This is a genomic window from Anabaena sp. EIM26 (assembly GCF_057568715.1).
Genome location: NZ_CM172472.1, coordinates 4,003,033 through 4,020,092, shown reverse-complemented (window position 1 = coordinate 4,020,092; position 17,060 = coordinate 4,003,033). Strand labels below are relative to the sequence as shown.

General features: G+C 38.1%; 14 protein-coding genes. 2 read left to right on the top strand and 12 right to left on the bottom strand.

The genetic code is table 11. The features are described 5' to 3' along the window. Positions 1–132: 132 nt before the first annotated feature. Positions 133–3,756: a phosphoenolpyruvate synthase gene (gene ppsA, locus AC012T_RS17385; protein WP_487060014.1), complete on the bottom strand. Its 3,624-nt coding sequence runs from the start codon at positions 3,754–3,756 to the stop codon at positions 133–135. Positions 3,757–3,791: 35 nt separating this feature from the next. Between ppsA and AC012T_RS17380 the strand changes: the two genes are divergently transcribed. Then, the gene (locus tag AC012T_RS17380; protein ID WP_487060013.1) at positions 3,792–3,956 is read left to right on the top strand and encodes a hypothetical protein; all 165 of its coding nucleotides are present in this window, start codon (positions 3,792–3,794) and stop codon (positions 3,954–3,956) included. A gap of 771 nt (positions 3,957–4,727) precedes the next feature. Here the strand turns inward: AC012T_RS17380 and AC012T_RS17375 are convergent. The 8 genes from AC012T_RS17375 to AC012T_RS17340 form a co-directional block, all read right to left on the bottom strand. After that, positions 4,728–4,907, bottom strand: a complete 180-nt coding sequence (locus AC012T_RS17375; protein WP_487060012.1) for a hypothetical protein — start codon at positions 4,905–4,907, stop codon at positions 4,728–4,730. A gap of 226 nt (positions 4,908–5,133) precedes the next feature. Beyond that, positions 5,134–5,508 (bottom strand): response regulator, encoded by a 375-nt coding sequence (locus AC012T_RS17370; protein WP_487060011.1) that lies wholly within the window; start codon positions 5,506–5,508, stop codon positions 5,134–5,136. A 152-nt stretch (positions 5,509–5,660) separates the two neighbouring features. Next, positions 5,661–6,041 (bottom strand): response regulator, encoded by a 381-nt coding sequence (locus AC012T_RS17365; protein ID WP_487060010.1) that lies wholly within the window; start codon positions 6,039–6,041, stop codon positions 5,661–5,663. Positions 6,042–6,137: 96 nt separating this feature from the next. Further along, entirely contained in the window at positions 6,138–8,516 is a 2,379-nt protein-coding gene (locus AC012T_RS17360) for a PAS domain S-box protein (RefSeq protein WP_487060009.1), read from the bottom strand. Between the two features lie 4 nt (positions 8,517–8,520). Then, positions 8,521–10,359: a response regulator gene (locus AC012T_RS17355; protein ID WP_487060008.1), complete on the bottom strand. Its 1,839-nt coding sequence runs from the start codon at positions 10,357–10,359 to the stop codon at positions 8,521–8,523. 675 nt (positions 10,360–11,034) lie between these two features. Continuing rightward, positions 11,035–11,256, bottom strand: a complete 222-nt coding sequence (locus AC012T_RS17350; protein ID WP_487060007.1) for a DUF4327 family protein — start codon at positions 11,254–11,256, stop codon at positions 11,035–11,037. 573 nt (positions 11,257–11,829) lie between these two features. Next, positions 11,830–13,731, bottom strand: a complete 1,902-nt coding sequence (locus tag AC012T_RS17345) for a CheR family methyltransferase (RefSeq protein WP_487060006.1) — start codon at positions 13,729–13,731, stop codon at positions 11,830–11,832. 78 nt (positions 13,732–13,809) lie between these two features. Further along, on the bottom strand, positions 13,810–14,436 hold the full coding sequence (locus tag AC012T_RS17340; RefSeq protein WP_487060005.1) for a chemotaxis protein CheB: 627 nt from the start codon (positions 14,434–14,436) through the stop codon (positions 13,810–13,812). A 99-nt stretch (positions 14,437–14,535) separates the two neighbouring features. Here AC012T_RS17340 and AC012T_RS17335 point away from each other — a divergent pair, with 99 nt between their 5' ends. Then, positions 14,536–14,751 carry a hypothetical protein gene (locus AC012T_RS17335; protein WP_487060004.1) on the top strand — a complete coding sequence of 72 codons (216 nt, stop codon included), beginning with the start codon at positions 14,536–14,538 and terminating at the stop codon, positions 14,749–14,751. Here the strand turns inward: AC012T_RS17335 and AC012T_RS17330 are convergent. From AC012T_RS17330 to AC012T_RS17320, 3 genes are all read right to left on the bottom strand, one after another. After that, positions 14,748–15,617: a polyphosphate kinase 2 family protein gene (locus AC012T_RS17330; protein ID WP_487060003.1), complete on the bottom strand. Its 870-nt coding sequence runs from the start codon at positions 15,615–15,617 to the stop codon at positions 14,748–14,750. The two genes, AC012T_RS17335 and AC012T_RS17330, sit on opposite strands and share 4 nt — an antisense overlap. 118 nt (positions 15,618–15,735) lie before the next feature. Further along, entirely contained in the window at positions 15,736–16,203 is a 468-nt protein-coding gene (locus AC012T_RS17325) for a hypothetical protein (protein WP_487060002.1), read from the bottom strand. Between the two features lie 278 nt (positions 16,204–16,481). After that, a complete protein-coding gene (locus AC012T_RS17320; protein ID WP_487060001.1) occupies positions 16,482–17,039 on the bottom strand; it encodes a peroxiredoxin in 558 nt (185 codons plus the stop codon). Positions 17,040–17,060 lie beyond the last annotated feature (21 nt).

Genomic DNA, 17,060 nt, shown 5'->3' with positions numbered 1-17,060 from the left:
GTCTATATAGTTACCAAATTGTTGTTACTAAATATTTAGATCAATGAGAATTCTCTTAGACATCGACCAAATTTAAATATGCATATCCTAGAACCCTTGTAGAGACGTTCGGAACGCCTCTACCCGGATTTCTCAAGATGCTGCTTCCGCTGCGGCAATTTCTAGCAGAGTTTTGAGTACAGAGTCAGGGTTGAGACTGATAGAGTCAATTCCTTCTTCGACGAGGAAGCGGGCAAACTCTGGATAATCACTGGGGGCTTGACCGCAGATACCAATTTTGCGATTAAACTGTTTTACAGTAGCGATCGCTCTGGCAATTGTTCTCTTGACAGCTTGATTGCGTTCATCAAACAGATGCGCCACTAACTCAGAATCCCGATCTAGTCCTAAAGTTAATTGTGTCAAGTCATTAGAACCTATGGAAAAGCCGTCAAAGACTTGGCTAAACTCATCAGCTAAAATCACATTACTGGGTAACTCACACATCACATAAACTTCTAAACCATTTTCGCCCTTTACCAAACCATTTGCTGCCATTTCCTCTAGTACACGTCTTCCTTCTTCAGGAGTACGACAAAAGGGAACCATCAAAATCATATTGGTTAAACCCATTTCATTCCGTACCCGCTTCATTGCCTCACATTCAAGAGCAAAACCTTCACGGTAACAGGGATCATAGTATCGAGAAGCACCACGCCAACCAAGCATCGGATTTTCTTCTTTCGGTTCAAATTGTCTACCACCCAAGAGGTTTGCATATTCGTTACTCTTGAAATCAGACAACCGGACAATTACAGGTTTAGGATAAAAAGCAGCGGCAATTGTACCAATACCTTGCGCTAGTTTATCAATAAAGAATTCAGCTTTATTTTCATATTGAGAAGTTAACTCGGCAATTTTGTATTTAGCCAGTTCATCTTCTAAATTATCAAAATGCAGTAATGCTAAAGGATGGGCTTTAATATGGTTAGCAATAATAAATTCCATCCTTGCTAAACCCACACCATCATTAGGAATTGCAGTTAAACCTAGTGCTTCTTCTGGGTTGCCCACATTCATCATAATTTTAGTGCGGGTGCGGGGCAAATTTTCTAAAGGTAATTCATTGATTTCAAAGTTCAATAAACCCGCATAAACTTTGCCTGTTTCCCCTTCAGCACAACTAACAGTAATTTCTTGTCCAGTTTGTAATTCTGTCGTCGCATTACCACAACCGACAATAGCCGGAATTCCCATTTCTCTGGCAATGATTGCGGCATGACAGTTACAAACCACTACAGGAGTGTATTTACTGGTAAAAACTAGATAATTATGATGATCCGCAACAGTAATATTATAAACTTCTGCTTCTACTGCATCTGCAACTTTAACAACTCGTTGCATCCGAATATCACCTTGTAGAAGTTGCTCGAATTGACCTATTTCACGGAGTTGTTTATCGGAAATCAGAAGATTTTTATCTTTTCTAAGTTTAATTTGACCTGTTACCTTGTCACCAAATAGTTGATTAGTAGCAAAGAAACGGGTTTTAATAGTTCTGCGATTAACATCTCCTTTCACTCGTTGGGTATATTCTAAAATTCGCTCTAATTTTTCCACAATCTGCACATTGTAGATGTGACGATTTCTGGTAACTTGAGGAACAGTATTGATTTTTAAACAAGCAATAATGACAGCTTGTAGTAAGTTTTCTTCAGAGATATAGATGTTGATACGGTTGTTAGCATAGCAACCATCACCATCAATTACACCTCCTAAAAAGTGATAGGAAACTTCTGGAGTATTTTCAAGCAGAATTTGAGTAATCTGTTGTTCTTTTTCTTTTAAGTCATAGGCGATAGCTTTAGAATAAAGACGATAAGCTGTAGCTTGCCCTTTTACCTGTTTTCCTCGTATGTAACCTGAAGATTCGGCTTTCTCACAAGCAGTAAAAGATTTACCATAAACATTACTCATTCTCTCATTCATAGTAGCTATGAATGCTTGTTTCTCTGGTAAACATTTTTGAATAAACTGGACTTCTCCATGAGTTCGAGTAGTATAAATTGAGCCGTCTGTAATTATTCCTCCGATCAGATAAGCCAAATCAGCTTCTTGATTTTTGTTGTTACCTAATTGAGGAATATTTTGAGATACAAGCAACATCTCTTGACTATCTAGCATTTCTTGAATCTCGGTTTTGGTATATTCACCATTCCGAAGATTGACCATTTTATGATCAGGAGTTAAGCGCAGGATATTATCTATAACTTTCCCTTTTTGAGATACACTTACACCAATTACTTGAGATGTACGTTTCATCGCATCTGTAATGGGTTTCCATTCTATTTTATGGGTTTTGGTGTTGAGGGCTAAAGTTGATAATCCTTGATATCCTTGTTCATAGATTTGCTGAATGGTGATAAAACCTTTATTGGTGAGAATTTTTGTATTTCCATCAAAGCAAGTTCTCCCACCAGAGTTAGTAACAATAGCACTGGCTTTTTTCATAATTGGTTCCCAGTCTGGATCTGTGCGGTTTGTTACTAGCACATCTCCGGCTTGGAATTGTTGAATTTGAGACGCATCAAGAATAACTCTGGCTTTACCTTGACCAATCATTTCCCCAACGCTACGACCTGTTAGGAGAATTTGCCCTTTTTCTTTTAATTGATAACTCCTGAGAACATTTTTCGATTTTTGAGATTGTACTGTTTCTGGTCTAGCTTGGACGATAAATAATTCTCCTGTCACCCCATCTTTTGCCCATTCAATATCCATTGGCGTGTCCATACCACGCACTTGGGAATAATGGTCTTCAATAATACTAGTCCAGGTGGCTAGTTGGAGAATCTCGTCATTATTGAGGGCAAATTGGTTACGTTCTGCGGGAAGAACGGAAACATTTTTAGTTAATTTCATCCCTCCCAAGTCATAAACCATTTTAATTTCTTTTGTCCCCAAACGTTTTTGGAGAATTGGTTTAAATCCTTGTTTGAGAGTTGGTTTAAATACTAAATATTCGTCTGGGTTAACTGCACCTTGAACGACGGTTTCACCTAAACCATAAGCAGCAGTAATTAATGCTGCATCTTTAAAACCTGTTTCTGTGTCAATGGAGAACATCACACCAGAACAAGCTAAGTCAGAACGTACCATTTTTTGTACACCCACGGAAAGGGCTACTTCAAAGTGGTCGTAGCCTTTGTTTTGTCGGTAAGAAATGGCACGGTCAGTAAAAATGGAAGCAAAGCATTTATGACAAGATTCTAATACCCCTCTGAGTCCGTGGACATTGAGATAGGTTTCTTGCTGTCCGGCAAAACTAGCATCAGGTAAGTCTTCGGCTGTGGCGCTAGAACGAACAGCAACGTCAGTATCTTCACCGTATTCTTGGCAGAGAGTTTGATATGATTGTGCGATCGCTTGTTGCAACTCTAGCGGAAATGGTGTGTTTAACATCAGCAACCTAGCTTGTTGACCACATTGCCGCAAACTATCTATATCCTCTACATCTAAAGAAGCAAAAATCTTTCTCAATTTAGCTTCTAAACCTGCCCCAGTAATGAAAAATCTATAAGCATATGCAGTAGTAGCAAACCCAGTAGGAACTTGTACTCCTTTGGAACTCAGCTGTTGAATCATCTCTCCTAAAGAGGCATTTTTTCCACCTACGAAGGGTATATCTGCAATTCCCACGGTATTAAACGGTAAGACTAGTGCTTGTTCTTTGGATAATAGGCGCTCATTTTCTTGATTTTGTTGTATTTTCTGCATATTTGGGAATCCTTTAAAAGCTACAAATATATTTGATGAACCAGTTTTTACAGCAGGAGTTCGGAGTTCGGAGTTCGGAGTCAGGAGTCAGGAGTCAGGAGTCAGGAGTCAGGAGTTCGGAATTCAGGAGTCAGAATTCAGGAGTCAGGAATAAAACTCGCTTTGTGTATAGGTTTCAATTTAGATTTTGTACCTCCTAACTACGCAAACTGCTGTAAGTAAATTGATCTATTTCATGAATTACCACATTAATTTTATACAGGCCAAATTTGAGGAACTTGTGAGGATATAACCAGTACGGCTGTGCGGAAATCAAAATCAACAAGCTAATGTTTAGTAATATTACAGAATATTTTTTTATTAAAAGTTTCCTCACGACTTCCTCATATTTATAAATTATAGTTGAGAACTATAAACACTTGTTGTGAGTATCTCTGAATTTTTCTCGTGGCTATCCTCAACAAGTCAACACCTTTTAAAATCGACTTTGAGAAATAAATGAATTATTGTCCCTGTTGTTCTAATTTACTTTTACAACATATACGCCAGTCGGTAATTTATTGGTTTTGCCGTAATTGTTGGCAAGAAATGCCAGTATTTACTCAGAGTCTTTCATGTTCTTTAACAGAAAGAATTTTAAGTAAATCCTCCTTAGCAATTCAACAACCAAAACGGCTAATACAGTATAATTATTTACATAAAAAAATATTCTATTCAAAGGTAAGTAGAAGCACATAATTTTTCTGCTTCATGTATTTGAACTTCAGAGGAGTCAGAAGTAAAACTGGCTTTGTGTATAGGGTTTAATTTAGATTTTGTACCTCCTAACTACGCAAACTCCTGTATTAGTAAGGTGCGTCAGATGTAGGAAATCTGTTAATTGTGCCAAATTATCGAGTCTGACGCACCCTACAAGACTCTTATTTTGGCTACAGTATTGATTAATTAAATTGAATTGTTAACAGAAAAGTTTAATGAGTAGAAATGAATTCTTTGATACCTATATGAGAAGGTACGGACATAGATAGTGAATATGCCTTATTTGGATTAGTTGCTGGCATTTCTTGCCAACAATTACGACAAAATAAAACTACTTGATGGTTACGAATGTGGCGTAGTAGTTTGTTGGAGCAACAAATACAGTTAGACATAATTTTTTAAACCTCATCCTAAAAAAGTTTTTTATAGAAGATTAAACTAGTTTTAAAGAACTTGGTTTAATCCTCCTTTAATTTAGTAGGCAAATTTGAAGAAAGTTTGAAGATGCTGATAATGTAACGAAGAAACAATAAATAGATACTTTTCGACATAAATACAGGAGTAAGGAAGAGTGATAATTACCTTGGTGTAGCATTCTGATGAATTACCAATTATGAATTACCACCCAAGGTAGTTACAAACTTGATCGACTAGTAAGATAGGATCAAAAGGTTTTGCGATCGCACCAGCTACCCCCAAACTCAATAAACGCTGGGGTTCTGTAAAATCAACCTTCGCAGTAATTAGCACCACAGGAATAGATTGGATATTGGGATCTGCTTGCAAATATCGTAAAAATGTCATACCGTCCATTTCTGGCATCATCATATCCAGAACAATAGCATCAGGCTGTTCCTTCATAGCCTTAACTAAACCTTCCTTGCCCGAACTAGCAGTAATCACATCCCAACCGGCAATATCCTCAAAACATGACTGGACTATCTCTTGAATAAATTCTTCATCATCAACAACCAAAATGCGTTTAGTGGTCATGTTTGCCACCTCAATACCATCTTTAGTCCAAACATATTTAGTCTAAAAAATCTCAAAATCTGCATCTAGAGGCTCTATTTTGCTCAATAACCTGGAACTTATTTTGTCCAGCTTATAAAAAATAATTGAAGAAAACTTGAAGTTGGCAAAGTTTAGACATCCCAATGGAAAGCATTTGCCACCAAATCAACTAAAATCAAGGGATCAAACGGTTTAGGAATAATCCCAGCAACGGCTAATTGAGAAAACCGAGCTTGGTCAGCAGGTTGAACCTTAGCGGTTAACAGTACAACAGGAATCCTTTGAGTCACAGGATGTAGCTGTAATTTTTGCAGCGTTTCTAAACCATCCATTTCGGGCATAGATACATCCAACAATATGCCATCTGGTAATTTAGACTCAGCTACTAACAATCCTTCTTTACCTGAACCAGCAGTAATAACTTCCCATTCTCCTATATCTTCCAGGCATCCCTGAATCACTTCCTGAATTACCTCTTCGTCATCAATCACCAAAATGCACTTTATAGACATAACATCACCTGAGTTCGGTGTTAGGAGTTAGGAGTTCGGAGTTCGGAGGTCGGAGTCAGGAGTTCAGGAGGCAGTAGAAGAATCACCAATTACCAATTACCAATCACCTGTTTTTTTTAAGGTGAAATAAAAACTGCTGCCTTCACCCATAATACTTTCAGCCCAGATATTACCATCATGTTGTTGAATAATCCGACGACATATAGCTAGACCTAAACCTGTACCCCCTTTTTCACGAGAATCAGAAGCATCAACTTGTTGAAAACGATCAAATATTGCCTCTATTTTGTCTAGTGGAATTCCTCTGCCTTGATCTTTCACTTGAAATCTCACCAGGGAATGAGGTGAAGAAGACCCAGAGACATTTTCAATATCTTCACAGCATTCAATATTTATCCAAATAGTCGTATGCGGAGGAGAAAATTTAATTGCATTACTTAACAAATTAGTCAAAGTTTGAATAATAGCATCAGGATTTGCCCAAATTTGGATAGATGGAGGAGAATTTACAGATAGGGTAATCTGATTTTGTTCAGCACTAGATTGCATAGCATCTACAGATTTACCGATTAGTGACGCTACATCACAATTTTGCATTACTAAAGTCATTTTTCCCGATTCCAATCGTCCCAAATCTAGGATGTCATTGACTAATCGCACTAGTCGGTCTGTTTGCTCTGAGGCAATTTGTAACATCCGTTTTCCCTTTTCTGGCTTTTTGTCGTAGACTCCCGCAGCTAACAATCCTAATGAACCACGAATAGCAGTGAGGGGGGTACGAAGTTCATGACTAACAATAGAAATGAACTCATTTTTCATTTGAGCAATTGCCCGACTGGCGGTAATGTCTTCCATTGTGCCAACATTAGCAATAAATTTATTATTTTCAGCAAAGATAGGCGCACTTTGCACTCGTGCGTAGCGAATTGTGCCATCTTTATGAACATACCGAAGTTCTTCATATACAGTTCCTTGCTGTTCTGAAAAGGCTTGAATCCACTGAGGAGTAATTTGCTTTCGGTCTTGAGGATGAACAAATTCCAACCATCCAAATCCCAAGGCTTCGGCAAAGGTGTATCCAGCAATTTCCTGAGCGCGAGGATTAGTATAAATACACTGCCCCTGAGCATCGTTCATAAAAATGCCCATGGGTGAAAATTCACTTAAAGAACGAAATTTGGCTTCACTTTGCCTTAATGCTACCTCTGCTCTTTGACGCTCTTTGAGTTCTAGTTGGAGTTGAGCGTTTGCTTGACTGAGTTCTATGGTGCGTAAGGCTACCCGGCTTTCTAATTTTACATTTGCCAGTTTTAATGTTGTTTCTGCTTGTTTTCTATCTGTAATATCTCGTTGAATGGCAATCCAATGAGTAAACCAGCCTCTTTCATCTTTTACAGGGATGATATTTAATTCGACCCAAAACTCAGATCCGTCTTTGCGGTAATTGATCATTTCTACTTGGACTGGTTGCCAAGTTTGGAGATTGGCTCTGATTTTATCTAATGCTGCTCGTTCGGTCTTTTTTCCCTGGAGAATGCGCGGTGTTTTTCCTAATATTTCTGCTGAGGTATATCCTGTCATTTGCGTAAATGCAGGATTGACGTAAACAATCTGTGGCCCTGGTAAGTCTATGGGTTCAGCTGTGGTAATGAGGACGGCATCATTGCTGGTAACAATTACAGATTCTAGTAATCTGAGTTGTTCTTCTCGTTGTTTGCTTTCACTAATATCTGTGACAGTGCCAATATAGCTAATTATTTCTCCATTGTTTGTTTGTTCCACTACTGCTTGAGTGAATACCCATGTAACAACACCATCAGGACGGAGAAATCTGAATTCTACAGTCAGAGATTTTTCTTGGTTTTGAGTGGTTCTACTCCACATTTGAACAATGCGATCGCGATCGCTTGGATGCAAAGCTTGTACCCAGCCAGTTCCCAGGGCTTGATCAAAGGTCATTCCGGTTATTTTGCACCACTGTTCATTCACATCAAGGCAATGTCCTAGCAGATTGGTGCGAAAAATGCCTACGGGAACTGCTGCCGCTAAACTGGCATAACGCTGTGTACTTTCTCCTAATAGTTGCTGGTTGATTTGTTGTAGTTTCTTTCTACTTCTTTGTAGGTCATAACTGAGTAAACTGATGATTGAGCTATTGACAAAAAATAACCCTGACAAAATCAAATCGTTCCAAGTCGCAGGGGTAAAGTTGTAGATGGGAGGAACAAAAAAATAGTTAATTGTCAATACTGATAATATGGTTGTCATTAAACCTAGCCTGAGTCCCCCGTACCAAGTACAAACTGCAACCGCTACAAAAAAAAATGATGCAATTGTGTTTGTGAGTACAGATTTCAGTTGCCAGGTCATGAAGAGGGCAGTGCCTACAGCGAGCATAGCTATCGCTAACGAACCAATAGCACGTATATAAGGGGAAAATCGCTGGTAAATTCTTGCATTCATAGCATTTTTCATGCCCTTAAATTTCAACTCGCTTGAGACGACGGATAATTCTGGTTGTTAGTTCTGTTATATCTGTTGATTTACTAATGTAGTCATCTGCTCCAACTGTAAATGCTTGATCAAGATCACTCTCTTTGGTGTGTATTGACCAAAATATTATGGGCAAGTTGTACCATTTAGGGTCATTTCTGACCACTTTACACAAATCTAATCCGCTAAAATCTGGCATTTCTTGATCTAGCACTAATATATCTGGATTGTTATCTATCAGTACATCCCAAAAATGTTTTGAATTATTGAGAACTATCACTTCTAGTCCCAGAGGTGACAATAAACTAGATATATGTGAGAGTGCTGTTAAGTCGTCATCTACTACCATCACACGATGAGCAGATTTGGACTGAGTTTGATTCAAAATTCCGGTAACTGCTTTGAGAATTTCATAAGTAGGCAAGGGTTTTTGTAAAAAAAGACACCCGCCTAAATTTGCTACTGCGAGTCTGTCGGTTAAATTACTTCTACCAGTGAAAACTAATACAGGAATTTTCGGAATTTGCTGGGTCAGTTGTTTCAGTAATGTTAGTCCGTTTTCTGTGGAACTAGGAAAATTCAGATCGAGTAAAACGATATTAGGGGGATTTTGGGTGATAGCTTTTCGGGCTACATCCAAGTCTGTAGCGATTTCTACCCTTAATCCCCAAGCGATCGCTTCAATTCTAATTCTTTCTGCCAAAATTAGATCATCATCCACAATTAAGATCAATGGAGAATCAGAACTTTGATCTGACTTTGATTCCAATTCTGGTGTTTTATTTACTTCTAATGCTAACATTTTCACCAATTTTAAAATTTGCTGGCTATGCAACTCCTCTATCTTGATGTGCGGTTCTAACAAATTTTCTAACTCTCTAGCGATTTCAGAACCTTGTATTAAGCCAAAAATACCTAAAGAACCGGCTAATTTATGTGCTTGATATTGTGCCTGTTGTTGTAATTCAGGTGTGAGTTTTCCTACTGCTAATAAGTCACTTACTTGCTCTAAAACAGCAAATTGTTCAGCAAACTTGTCTTTAAATTTCTCCCAAATTTTATACGTGCTGGATTTTATCTTTTGTTGATAAGATTTTTCTGGCTTCTGAATGTCACTAGATAAAACTACAGCAGTAGCTGATGCTTGTAATAGAGATGGAGGTCTAAGTTTATAACCCAATCCATGTACAGTTTCAATAGGATCTGATGACCCAGCCGCTTTAAGTTTTTGGCGTAAACATTTAATATGGGTACTAACTGTTTCCTCTCCAGGTGTATCTGCAAAATCCCATAATTTTTCGAGAATAGCACTACGGCTAAAAATCCGTTTGGGATTAAGTAAAAAAAGTTCTAATAAACAATATTCTTTAGGAGTTAGATGCAGCAGTTTATCTTGACAAGTTACCTCACTATTAACGGAGTCAAAATACACATTTTCCCAAACAATAACTGATGATGGGATAGCTTTTCCTCTCCGTAACAAAGCCCGAACTCGTGCCATTAGTTCATCTATATTACATGGTTTAACCACATAATCATCTGCACCAGCATCTAACCCCATCACTCGGTCAGTTGTACTATCTTTTGCAGTCAGTAGTAGAATGGGGCTTTGATATCCCTGAGAGCGGAGTTGTTTACAGACGCTGATACCGTCGAGCTTAGGAAGCATGAGATCCAACAGAATTAAATCATATTCATAGGTTGTTGCTAGTTCTAAACCAGCTTGTCCATCTATTGCTAGGTTAACTGTATAGTGATGAGCAATCAGGTTGCTGGTAATCGCTGAACTAGTAAGTTGGTCATCTTCTACCAACAAAATTTTCATGATGGTATATACCTATTAATTTGTTAAATAAGTTTGTAATTATTAGTAATTTTTAATGTCTAATTTCATGTAGTTTAGGACTTACGCATTGACAAAATCTATCAAATATGGATTATGAATTTTATCTTTTGTAGGGTGTGGTTCAGCAAGCTCACCAACCACGTCAGACCCGATAATTTAGTACACAACAGATTGTCTCTATCTGACGCACCGCACTAATATGCGATTCCAAAAGCCTGAAACTAGACAATTTCCTTCATACATATCATATGCAGTTTGTACAGTGCGTAATTCCTATAGTTTTTTCGGCGTTGCTGAATTGAGGTATGAAAATCAAAAATTCCATTTCTCAAACTCTTACCCTTTGCGCCTCTGCGCCTCTGCGTGAGACAAATTCATACTTTCATTCACCAACGCCGTTTTTTCTATAGGACATCTTCAGCAATTAAATATGCATTATCCATAACTCTTATAGAGGCGCTCTATGGAACGACTCTGCTTGATCGGAAATATCTATTAAAATAGTAACAAAAATTTGCTCTAACTGTTGATTTTGACTAATTTCTACTAAAAAGCCCACGAATTAGTTCGGAGGCTTGATTTATGAAGAGTTTATCTGGTAATTGGAAATTAATCTCGGATGTGGCTAATTGCTGATGAACTCTAAGTAATACCTCAATCTTCTTCCCATGTCTCATGACCAAGCAGGTCAATAATCCTATCCCTAAGCAAATATTCATTTTTTTCTAGTTCTTGCTCAAAATAAGCCCATTCACGATCAGGAATATATCTACCAAGGGTATAAATTGGCTGTTGACGGTTAATAAGTCCCCTTTTGGCCAGTTGAAGTGCTTCTTCCTTGATCACTTCAATGTCATATCTAATAGCGGTATCCATAGCTTTTTCTCTCATTTTTAATCAAGGAATTAAGAGATAAAATACATTTTTATCTCTACTTTAAACGTATCAAAAAATTGGTTGATTTTGTGATAAATCACAAGATTAATTTTTACTGATGCAGCAGGGCAAAATTTCACAAGCGAATAAAGCAAATTACAGATAAATGAGGCTTCCGTGAGAGGATGTTTGAAAAGTATCAGAATTAATCAAGATCCCACACGAAAAAGTTTTCAAACAACCTCTGAGCATCAGTCGATAGCTTGCGTGGCGTAGCCATACGGTACAGAATCTAAATTTAAAGCCAGATACCAAGCCAGTGTTACTCCTGACTCCTTGCCCTGAGCGTAGCCGATAGCGTAATGTGGCATAAGGCATAGGGCTGAATTCTGCTGTCAAGCTTGCGTTGTTACGTCCTATCTCCTTTTGTAACTAGACACCAGACCAGAATAAATGAAACCGTTTCCCCTTGGGATGACCCCTAAGAGATAATTCTCAAGAAATATTGTGAAAACAGAAGGTAGGGAACAGGTGAAAGGGCTAGTTCGATAATTACCCATTACCCATTACCCATTACCCATTACCCAATTGTCGTCTTTCTTCAATTTCTTGGGCTGAAATCATGCTTTTGATTTTTTCGATATCTGCCATCATCAAAACTACCCCTTCTATTTCTTTGTCGATGAGGGGGGTGAGAGCAAGATAACATTTGATTTGTTTGCCTCGGCGATTGGTAGCATCTAAGATCATTTCTTGGAAGCCTTTTGTACCAGATATGGCATCACGGATAGGCGATCGCAATTGCTTGGTAGGTAAACCAATATCCAAACCAAAGAAAGATTTATTTATTACTTCATCATTACGTAATCCCCACATTTCTTCTACTAAATGATTCCAAATAACGATGTTAAAATTTTTGTCAATTACCACCGTTCCCGTTTGTAGACTTCTGAGAATACAAATCAAAAAAACATTGGTATGATTTAGTTCTAAAGTGCGCTCACTTAGCTCATAATTAATAGTTTGTAATTCTTCATTAGTAGATTGAAGTTCTTCGTTCATAGCCTCCAGTTCTTGATTAGTAGACTGGAGTTCTTCGTTGGTGGTTTCTAACTCTTCATTAGTAGACTGGAGTTCTTCGTTGGTGGTTTCTAATTCTTCATTAGTAGACTGGAGTTCTTCGTTGGTGGTTTCTAATTCTTGCCGAGAACGTTGCAGAGCTTCTTGAAGCTTAATATAACGAGTGACATCATGAAAGGCGATGGTGACACCGAGGAAACTGAGATCAACATCTTGTAGAGGTATAATCCGCACATCCAAGTATTGGGTTTCTGAGTTAGATAAATAACGTTCTACATTGGTAATGATGATGAGACGGCGTTCGTTATATGCTCTTTCAATCAGCGATCGCAATTCTATCGGCCGATAGGAAAGTTCCAAATCCTGAAAGGGACGGTCTAAATCCTTGGGTGACAAACTAAACAAAGTTCGCGCTTGCTCGTTCATCATCACCAATAAGCCATTGATATCAATGACTACTTTGGCATTCGGTTCTGTATCAAATGCTAACTCTCGCAGTCGCAGATAGCGAGATAATCGGTGGCTAGATTCATCCTCGACTGAGTTGGCCATAACCAAAAGGCGATCGCGCACGTTGGTTGTTGATACTCTCTTAAATATACGATTTTTTAAGTCTATAGGTGCAAATAAGTTGGAATACATTGACAACATCTCTGCTTTGCCCAAAAACAGATAGCCATCGCCATTTAGTGCAAAATGAAACCGAGCCATAATCCGCCCCTGAGTCTCGGAATTAAAATACATCAGGGTGTTGCGACACACTAACAAGTCTAACCGAGAAATTGGGGCATCCTGAAGTAAATCATGACGACCAAAAATTACAGAACGGCGCAAGTCTTGGCGGAATAAATAATTATTTCCTATTAACTCAAAATATTTATCCCGCAATTGTGGTGAAATAGCCTGGATATTTTTAGCTGAATACACAGCTTGACGAGCCTGGTATAGAGCATCTTCATCTATATCTGTAGCGTAGATTTTTACTCGTTGCCGAAAACCCTCTGCTCCCAATGCTTCAGACATCAATATTGCTAGAGTGTAAGCCTCTTCTCCAGAAGCACAACCAGCACACCAAATGCGAATCGGTTCACCACTTTTTTTATTTTTAATAATATCCGGTATTATGTGCTGTGCTAGACATTCCCAAGCAGGAGCATCCCGAAAAAAGTCGGTAACATTAATCAAAATAGTATTGAATAGAGAATTAAATTCTTCTGGATAAACTTGTAAATAGTCGATGTAATCCATAAAGCTTTCTATGCTTAGTGATTGCATCCGCTTGTTTACCCGACGCATCAAACTTGAGCGTTTATAACCGGTAAAATCAAACCCTCGATTCTGTCTTAAATAAACGAGTAGATTTTCAAAGTCGGGATTTTTTTCTACGGAAGTCATAAGGTTAGCTGGGGAATCACTGAATCTTTACGGATCATTTTTTTTGATTTGGTAATCATAACCTCAACGACGGCGAATTTAACCGCAAGCCATGACCAAATTGATCAAGGCTAAAGAAATATCTTCCTTAGGGATGATAAAGTCCACATTACCAGTTTCAATAGCCGCTAAAGGCATCCCTTTAAATTCAGCAGTTTTTTCATCTTCAACAATGATGATCCCACCCATTTTGTGAATAGCTTTTACTCCTATTGCACCATCACAGCCGTTTCCAGTTAATACTACAGCGATCACTCTATCTTTGTAACTAGCTGCTACGGATTTAAATAACACATCAGCCGCAGGACGTAGAAAATGCACTTTTTCCGACTGAGACAAAGAAAGCGTACCATCACAGTTAACCAACAAATGATGGTTAGGAGGAGCGATATAAACCGCTCCTGGTTTCAGTTTATCTCCATCCTCTGCCTGTTTAACATCGAGAACAATATGACGACGGAGAATTTCTGCCATGAAAGATCGAGATTGGGGATCAAGATGTTGGACTATTACAATTGCTGCTTTAAAATCAGTTGGTAAAGCCGATAAAATTTCTGTTATCGCTGTTAAACCACCTGCCGAAGCTGCCAAAGCCACAATATCGAAACCAGTATGAGTAAAGTCAGGAATTTGGTAATTATTGGTAAATTCTGACTGGGAAATCATGATTTTTAATTTATAACCAAACTACTTACTAATAGGATAAGCAAATATCACATCATTTATCATCTATCCTTAAACAACGTGAGGCAGGGAGTTCGGAGTTTGGAGTCAGCCCTTCGACTTCGCTCAGGGCAAGGAGTTCGGAGTTCGGAGTTCGGAGTTCGGAGTTCGGAGTCAGGAGTCAGGAGTTCGGAGTCAGGAGTCAGGAGTTCGGAGTTCGGAGTTCGGAGAAAAAAGAAAGAATTAATTGTTCTTCCCAATTACCAATTACCAATTACCAATTACCAATTACCAATTACCAATTACCGATTATTTTAATCTTCGCTTTCTAACATTTTTTTAGCTTGTAAAAGTCTCTTTCTGTGTTCTTCACTGACAGTAGGATATTGTAAATTTAAATCTTGTAATTTTTTGCAGATAATCTCAGACACAACCAGACGCGTAAACCACTTGTGATCAGCAGGAATAATATACCAAGGTGCAGCTTCAGTACTAGTATGATTAAAAACTTGCTCATAAGCAGTCATATAATCATTCCAAAAACCTCGTTCTTTCACATCACTATCTGAGAATTTCCAATGTTTTTCCGGTGTTTCAATTCGATCTAAAAAGCGTTTTTTCTGTTCTTTTTTGGAGACATTCAGAAAAAATTTGAGGACAATGATACCATTATTTACTAAATATTTTTCAAAATTATTAATTTCTTCAAAACGCTGTTGCCATATTTGATGATCCTGGGGAACATAGTGCAGTTGTTGTTTTTCCAATATTTCTGGATGTACACGCACCACTAGTAATTCTTCATAATATGAACGGTTGAATATACCAATTCGTCCCCGTTCTGGTAAAGCCCTCATTGAGCGCCACAGATAATCATGATCTAATTCTTCATCACTCGGTGCTTTAAAACTAAAAACCTGACAACCTTGAGGATTTACCCCAGACATAACGTGTTTGATAGTGCTATCTTTACCAGCAGCATCCATCGCTTGAAAAATAATCAGTAAAGCATAAGTATTTTGAGCATAGAGAATATTTTGATAATTAGCGAGTTCTTGAATACCTGCCTCTAATTTTTTTTTCGCATCCTTTTTTTCATGAAACTCAGCTATATAACTGGGGTCATAATCATTTTTTAAAGAAATCAGAGAATTTGGAGGAACAAGAAAAGGATCATGATTCATGTGATTTATTTGCGATCGCACCTTATATGATTTTAGATTTTAGATTTGGGATTTTAGATTGGCAATACCTTGCTTTCCAAATATCCTTTTACATAGACTACTGTAACAATTATTTCTATCATTTGCGGGAATAACGCATTGCTTCCCGACCAATAATAAACATTCCTGCCACACCCAAACTAACACACAAAATATATTGATACCAGTATTTTTTGATCTGAGCAACAGTAGTTAGTTCTGGATGTAAGGTATTTATGTATAGTAATAGTACCAAAATTAACAGCGCCCCAAACCCAACGAAAGTTAAACCAACATGAATTCTGGCAGGGTGCAATTCAAAATCACTAATAGTATTGATATCAATTTCTGCCAAATCCTGGAGTGACTCTTCTGCTAGAAACGAAGCAGATTGCAATCGCTGGCTTAGTTTTGGCGATAAAATTGGCTTGAGTGTAGCTACAGTAGGACGACGTAGCCAAGCCTCGGTATCTCGTAGCAATTCTAGAGGCTTACGGGTATTCGTCAGTTGAGAAAATTTGATATCTTTTGCCGCAGTGGGGATAGTAGCTTTGCTTTCAAACTCCATACATACCACGCCTCAGAATAACCAATAATGTAAATAGCCTAGCGAATAATAGAGGAGATATGCAAATTTTACCCCCCAAAAACATAAGACGTTGCTGATTGAAAATATGAATATACCTCACGCAAAGGCGCATTCGCGTGGGAAGACGCAAAGAATCAAAGTTCAAGATTTAGCTTTTTTGAAATTAATATCCAAATTCAGCAACGGCAAGATAACAACAGAGGAAACATCTCTCTGTGTTCCTCTGCGTTTACCTCCGCGTACCTCTGCGTTTCAAATCATGAAACTGCTGATTGCAACTTCTCAAGTTTCATCAAAACTTCCGTACTGTGAATACTCGGATTCACCTTTACAAAAGTCTCACGGAGAACACCCTGAGGATCGATAATAAAACTATGGCGCATAGATACATAACCAATCCAAGAACCATAAGCTTTACTGACTGCACCGTTAGTATCTGCCAACAAAGGGAATTTTAACCCCTCAGAATCACAAAATTCAGCGTGGGAATCAATATCATCAGCACTCACACCAATAATTTGAGTATTTTTATCTAGATATTTGGGTAAGTCTTGTTGAAAACGTCGGGCTTCGATAGTGCAACCAGAGGTGAAGTCTTTGGGATAAAAATACAAAACTACCCATTTACCGCGCAAGTCAGAAAGGGAAATTTTGCCATCACCTGTATTGGTAGGTAAAGTAAACTCAGGTGCTGGTTGGTTAATTGCAGGTAGTTTACCACCCAAAGCTTGAGCAGAGGGGGTAAAATTCAACCAACTGATCAATGTAAAACAACTAGCAAATAAGACGCTGATAAAAGTGCGACGAGAAATCATTGTGCAAACCCGAATCAAAAC

What these genes read in the sequence shown, in the direction of transcription:
- ppsA (WP_487060014.1), bottom strand. Translation starts at nt 3,756, where the DNA reads ATGCAGAAAATACAACAAAATCAAGAAAATGAGCGCCTATTATCCAAA.
- AC012T_RS17380 (WP_487060013.1), top strand. Translation starts at nt 3,792, where the DNA reads ATGAACCAGTTTTTACAGCAGGAGTTCGGAGTTCGGAGTTCGGAGTCA.
- AC012T_RS17375 (WP_487060012.1), bottom strand. Translation starts at nt 4,907, where the DNA reads ATGTCTAACTGTATTTGTTGCTCCAACAAACTACTACGCCACATTCGT.
- AC012T_RS17370 (WP_487060011.1), bottom strand. Translation starts at nt 5,508, where the DNA reads ATGACCACTAAACGCATTTTGGTTGTTGATGATGAAGAATTTATTCAA.
- AC012T_RS17365 (WP_487060010.1), bottom strand. Translation starts at nt 6,041, where the DNA reads ATGTCTATAAAGTGCATTTTGGTGATTGATGACGAAGAGGTAATTCAG.
- AC012T_RS17360 (WP_487060009.1), bottom strand. Translation starts at nt 8,516, where the DNA reads ATGAAAAATGCTATGAATGCAAGAATTTACCAGCGATTTTCCCCTTAT.
- AC012T_RS17355 (WP_487060008.1), bottom strand. Translation starts at nt 10,359, where the DNA reads ATGAAAATTTTGTTGGTAGAAGATGACCAACTTACTAGTTCAGCGATT.
- AC012T_RS17350 (WP_487060007.1), bottom strand. Translation starts at nt 11,256, where the DNA reads ATGGATACCGCTATTAGATATGACATTGAAGTGATCAAGGAAGAAGCA.
- AC012T_RS17345 (WP_487060006.1), bottom strand. Translation starts at nt 13,731, where the DNA reads ATGACTTCCGTAGAAAAAAATCCCGACTTTGAAAATCTACTCGTTTAT.
- AC012T_RS17340 (WP_487060005.1), bottom strand. Translation starts at nt 14,436, where the DNA reads ATGATTTCCCAGTCAGAATTTACCAATAATTACCAAATTCCTGACTTT.
- AC012T_RS17330 (WP_487060003.1), bottom strand. Translation starts at nt 15,617, where the DNA reads ATGAATCATGATCCTTTTCTTGTTCCTCCAAATTCTCTGATTTCTTTA.
- AC012T_RS17325 (WP_487060002.1), bottom strand. Translation starts at nt 16,203, where the DNA reads ATGGAGTTTGAAAGCAAAGCTACTATCCCCACTGCGGCAAAAGATATC.
- AC012T_RS17320 (WP_487060001.1), bottom strand. Translation starts at nt 17,039, where the DNA reads ATGATTTCTCGTCGCACTTTTATCAGCGTCTTATTTGCTAGTTGTTTT.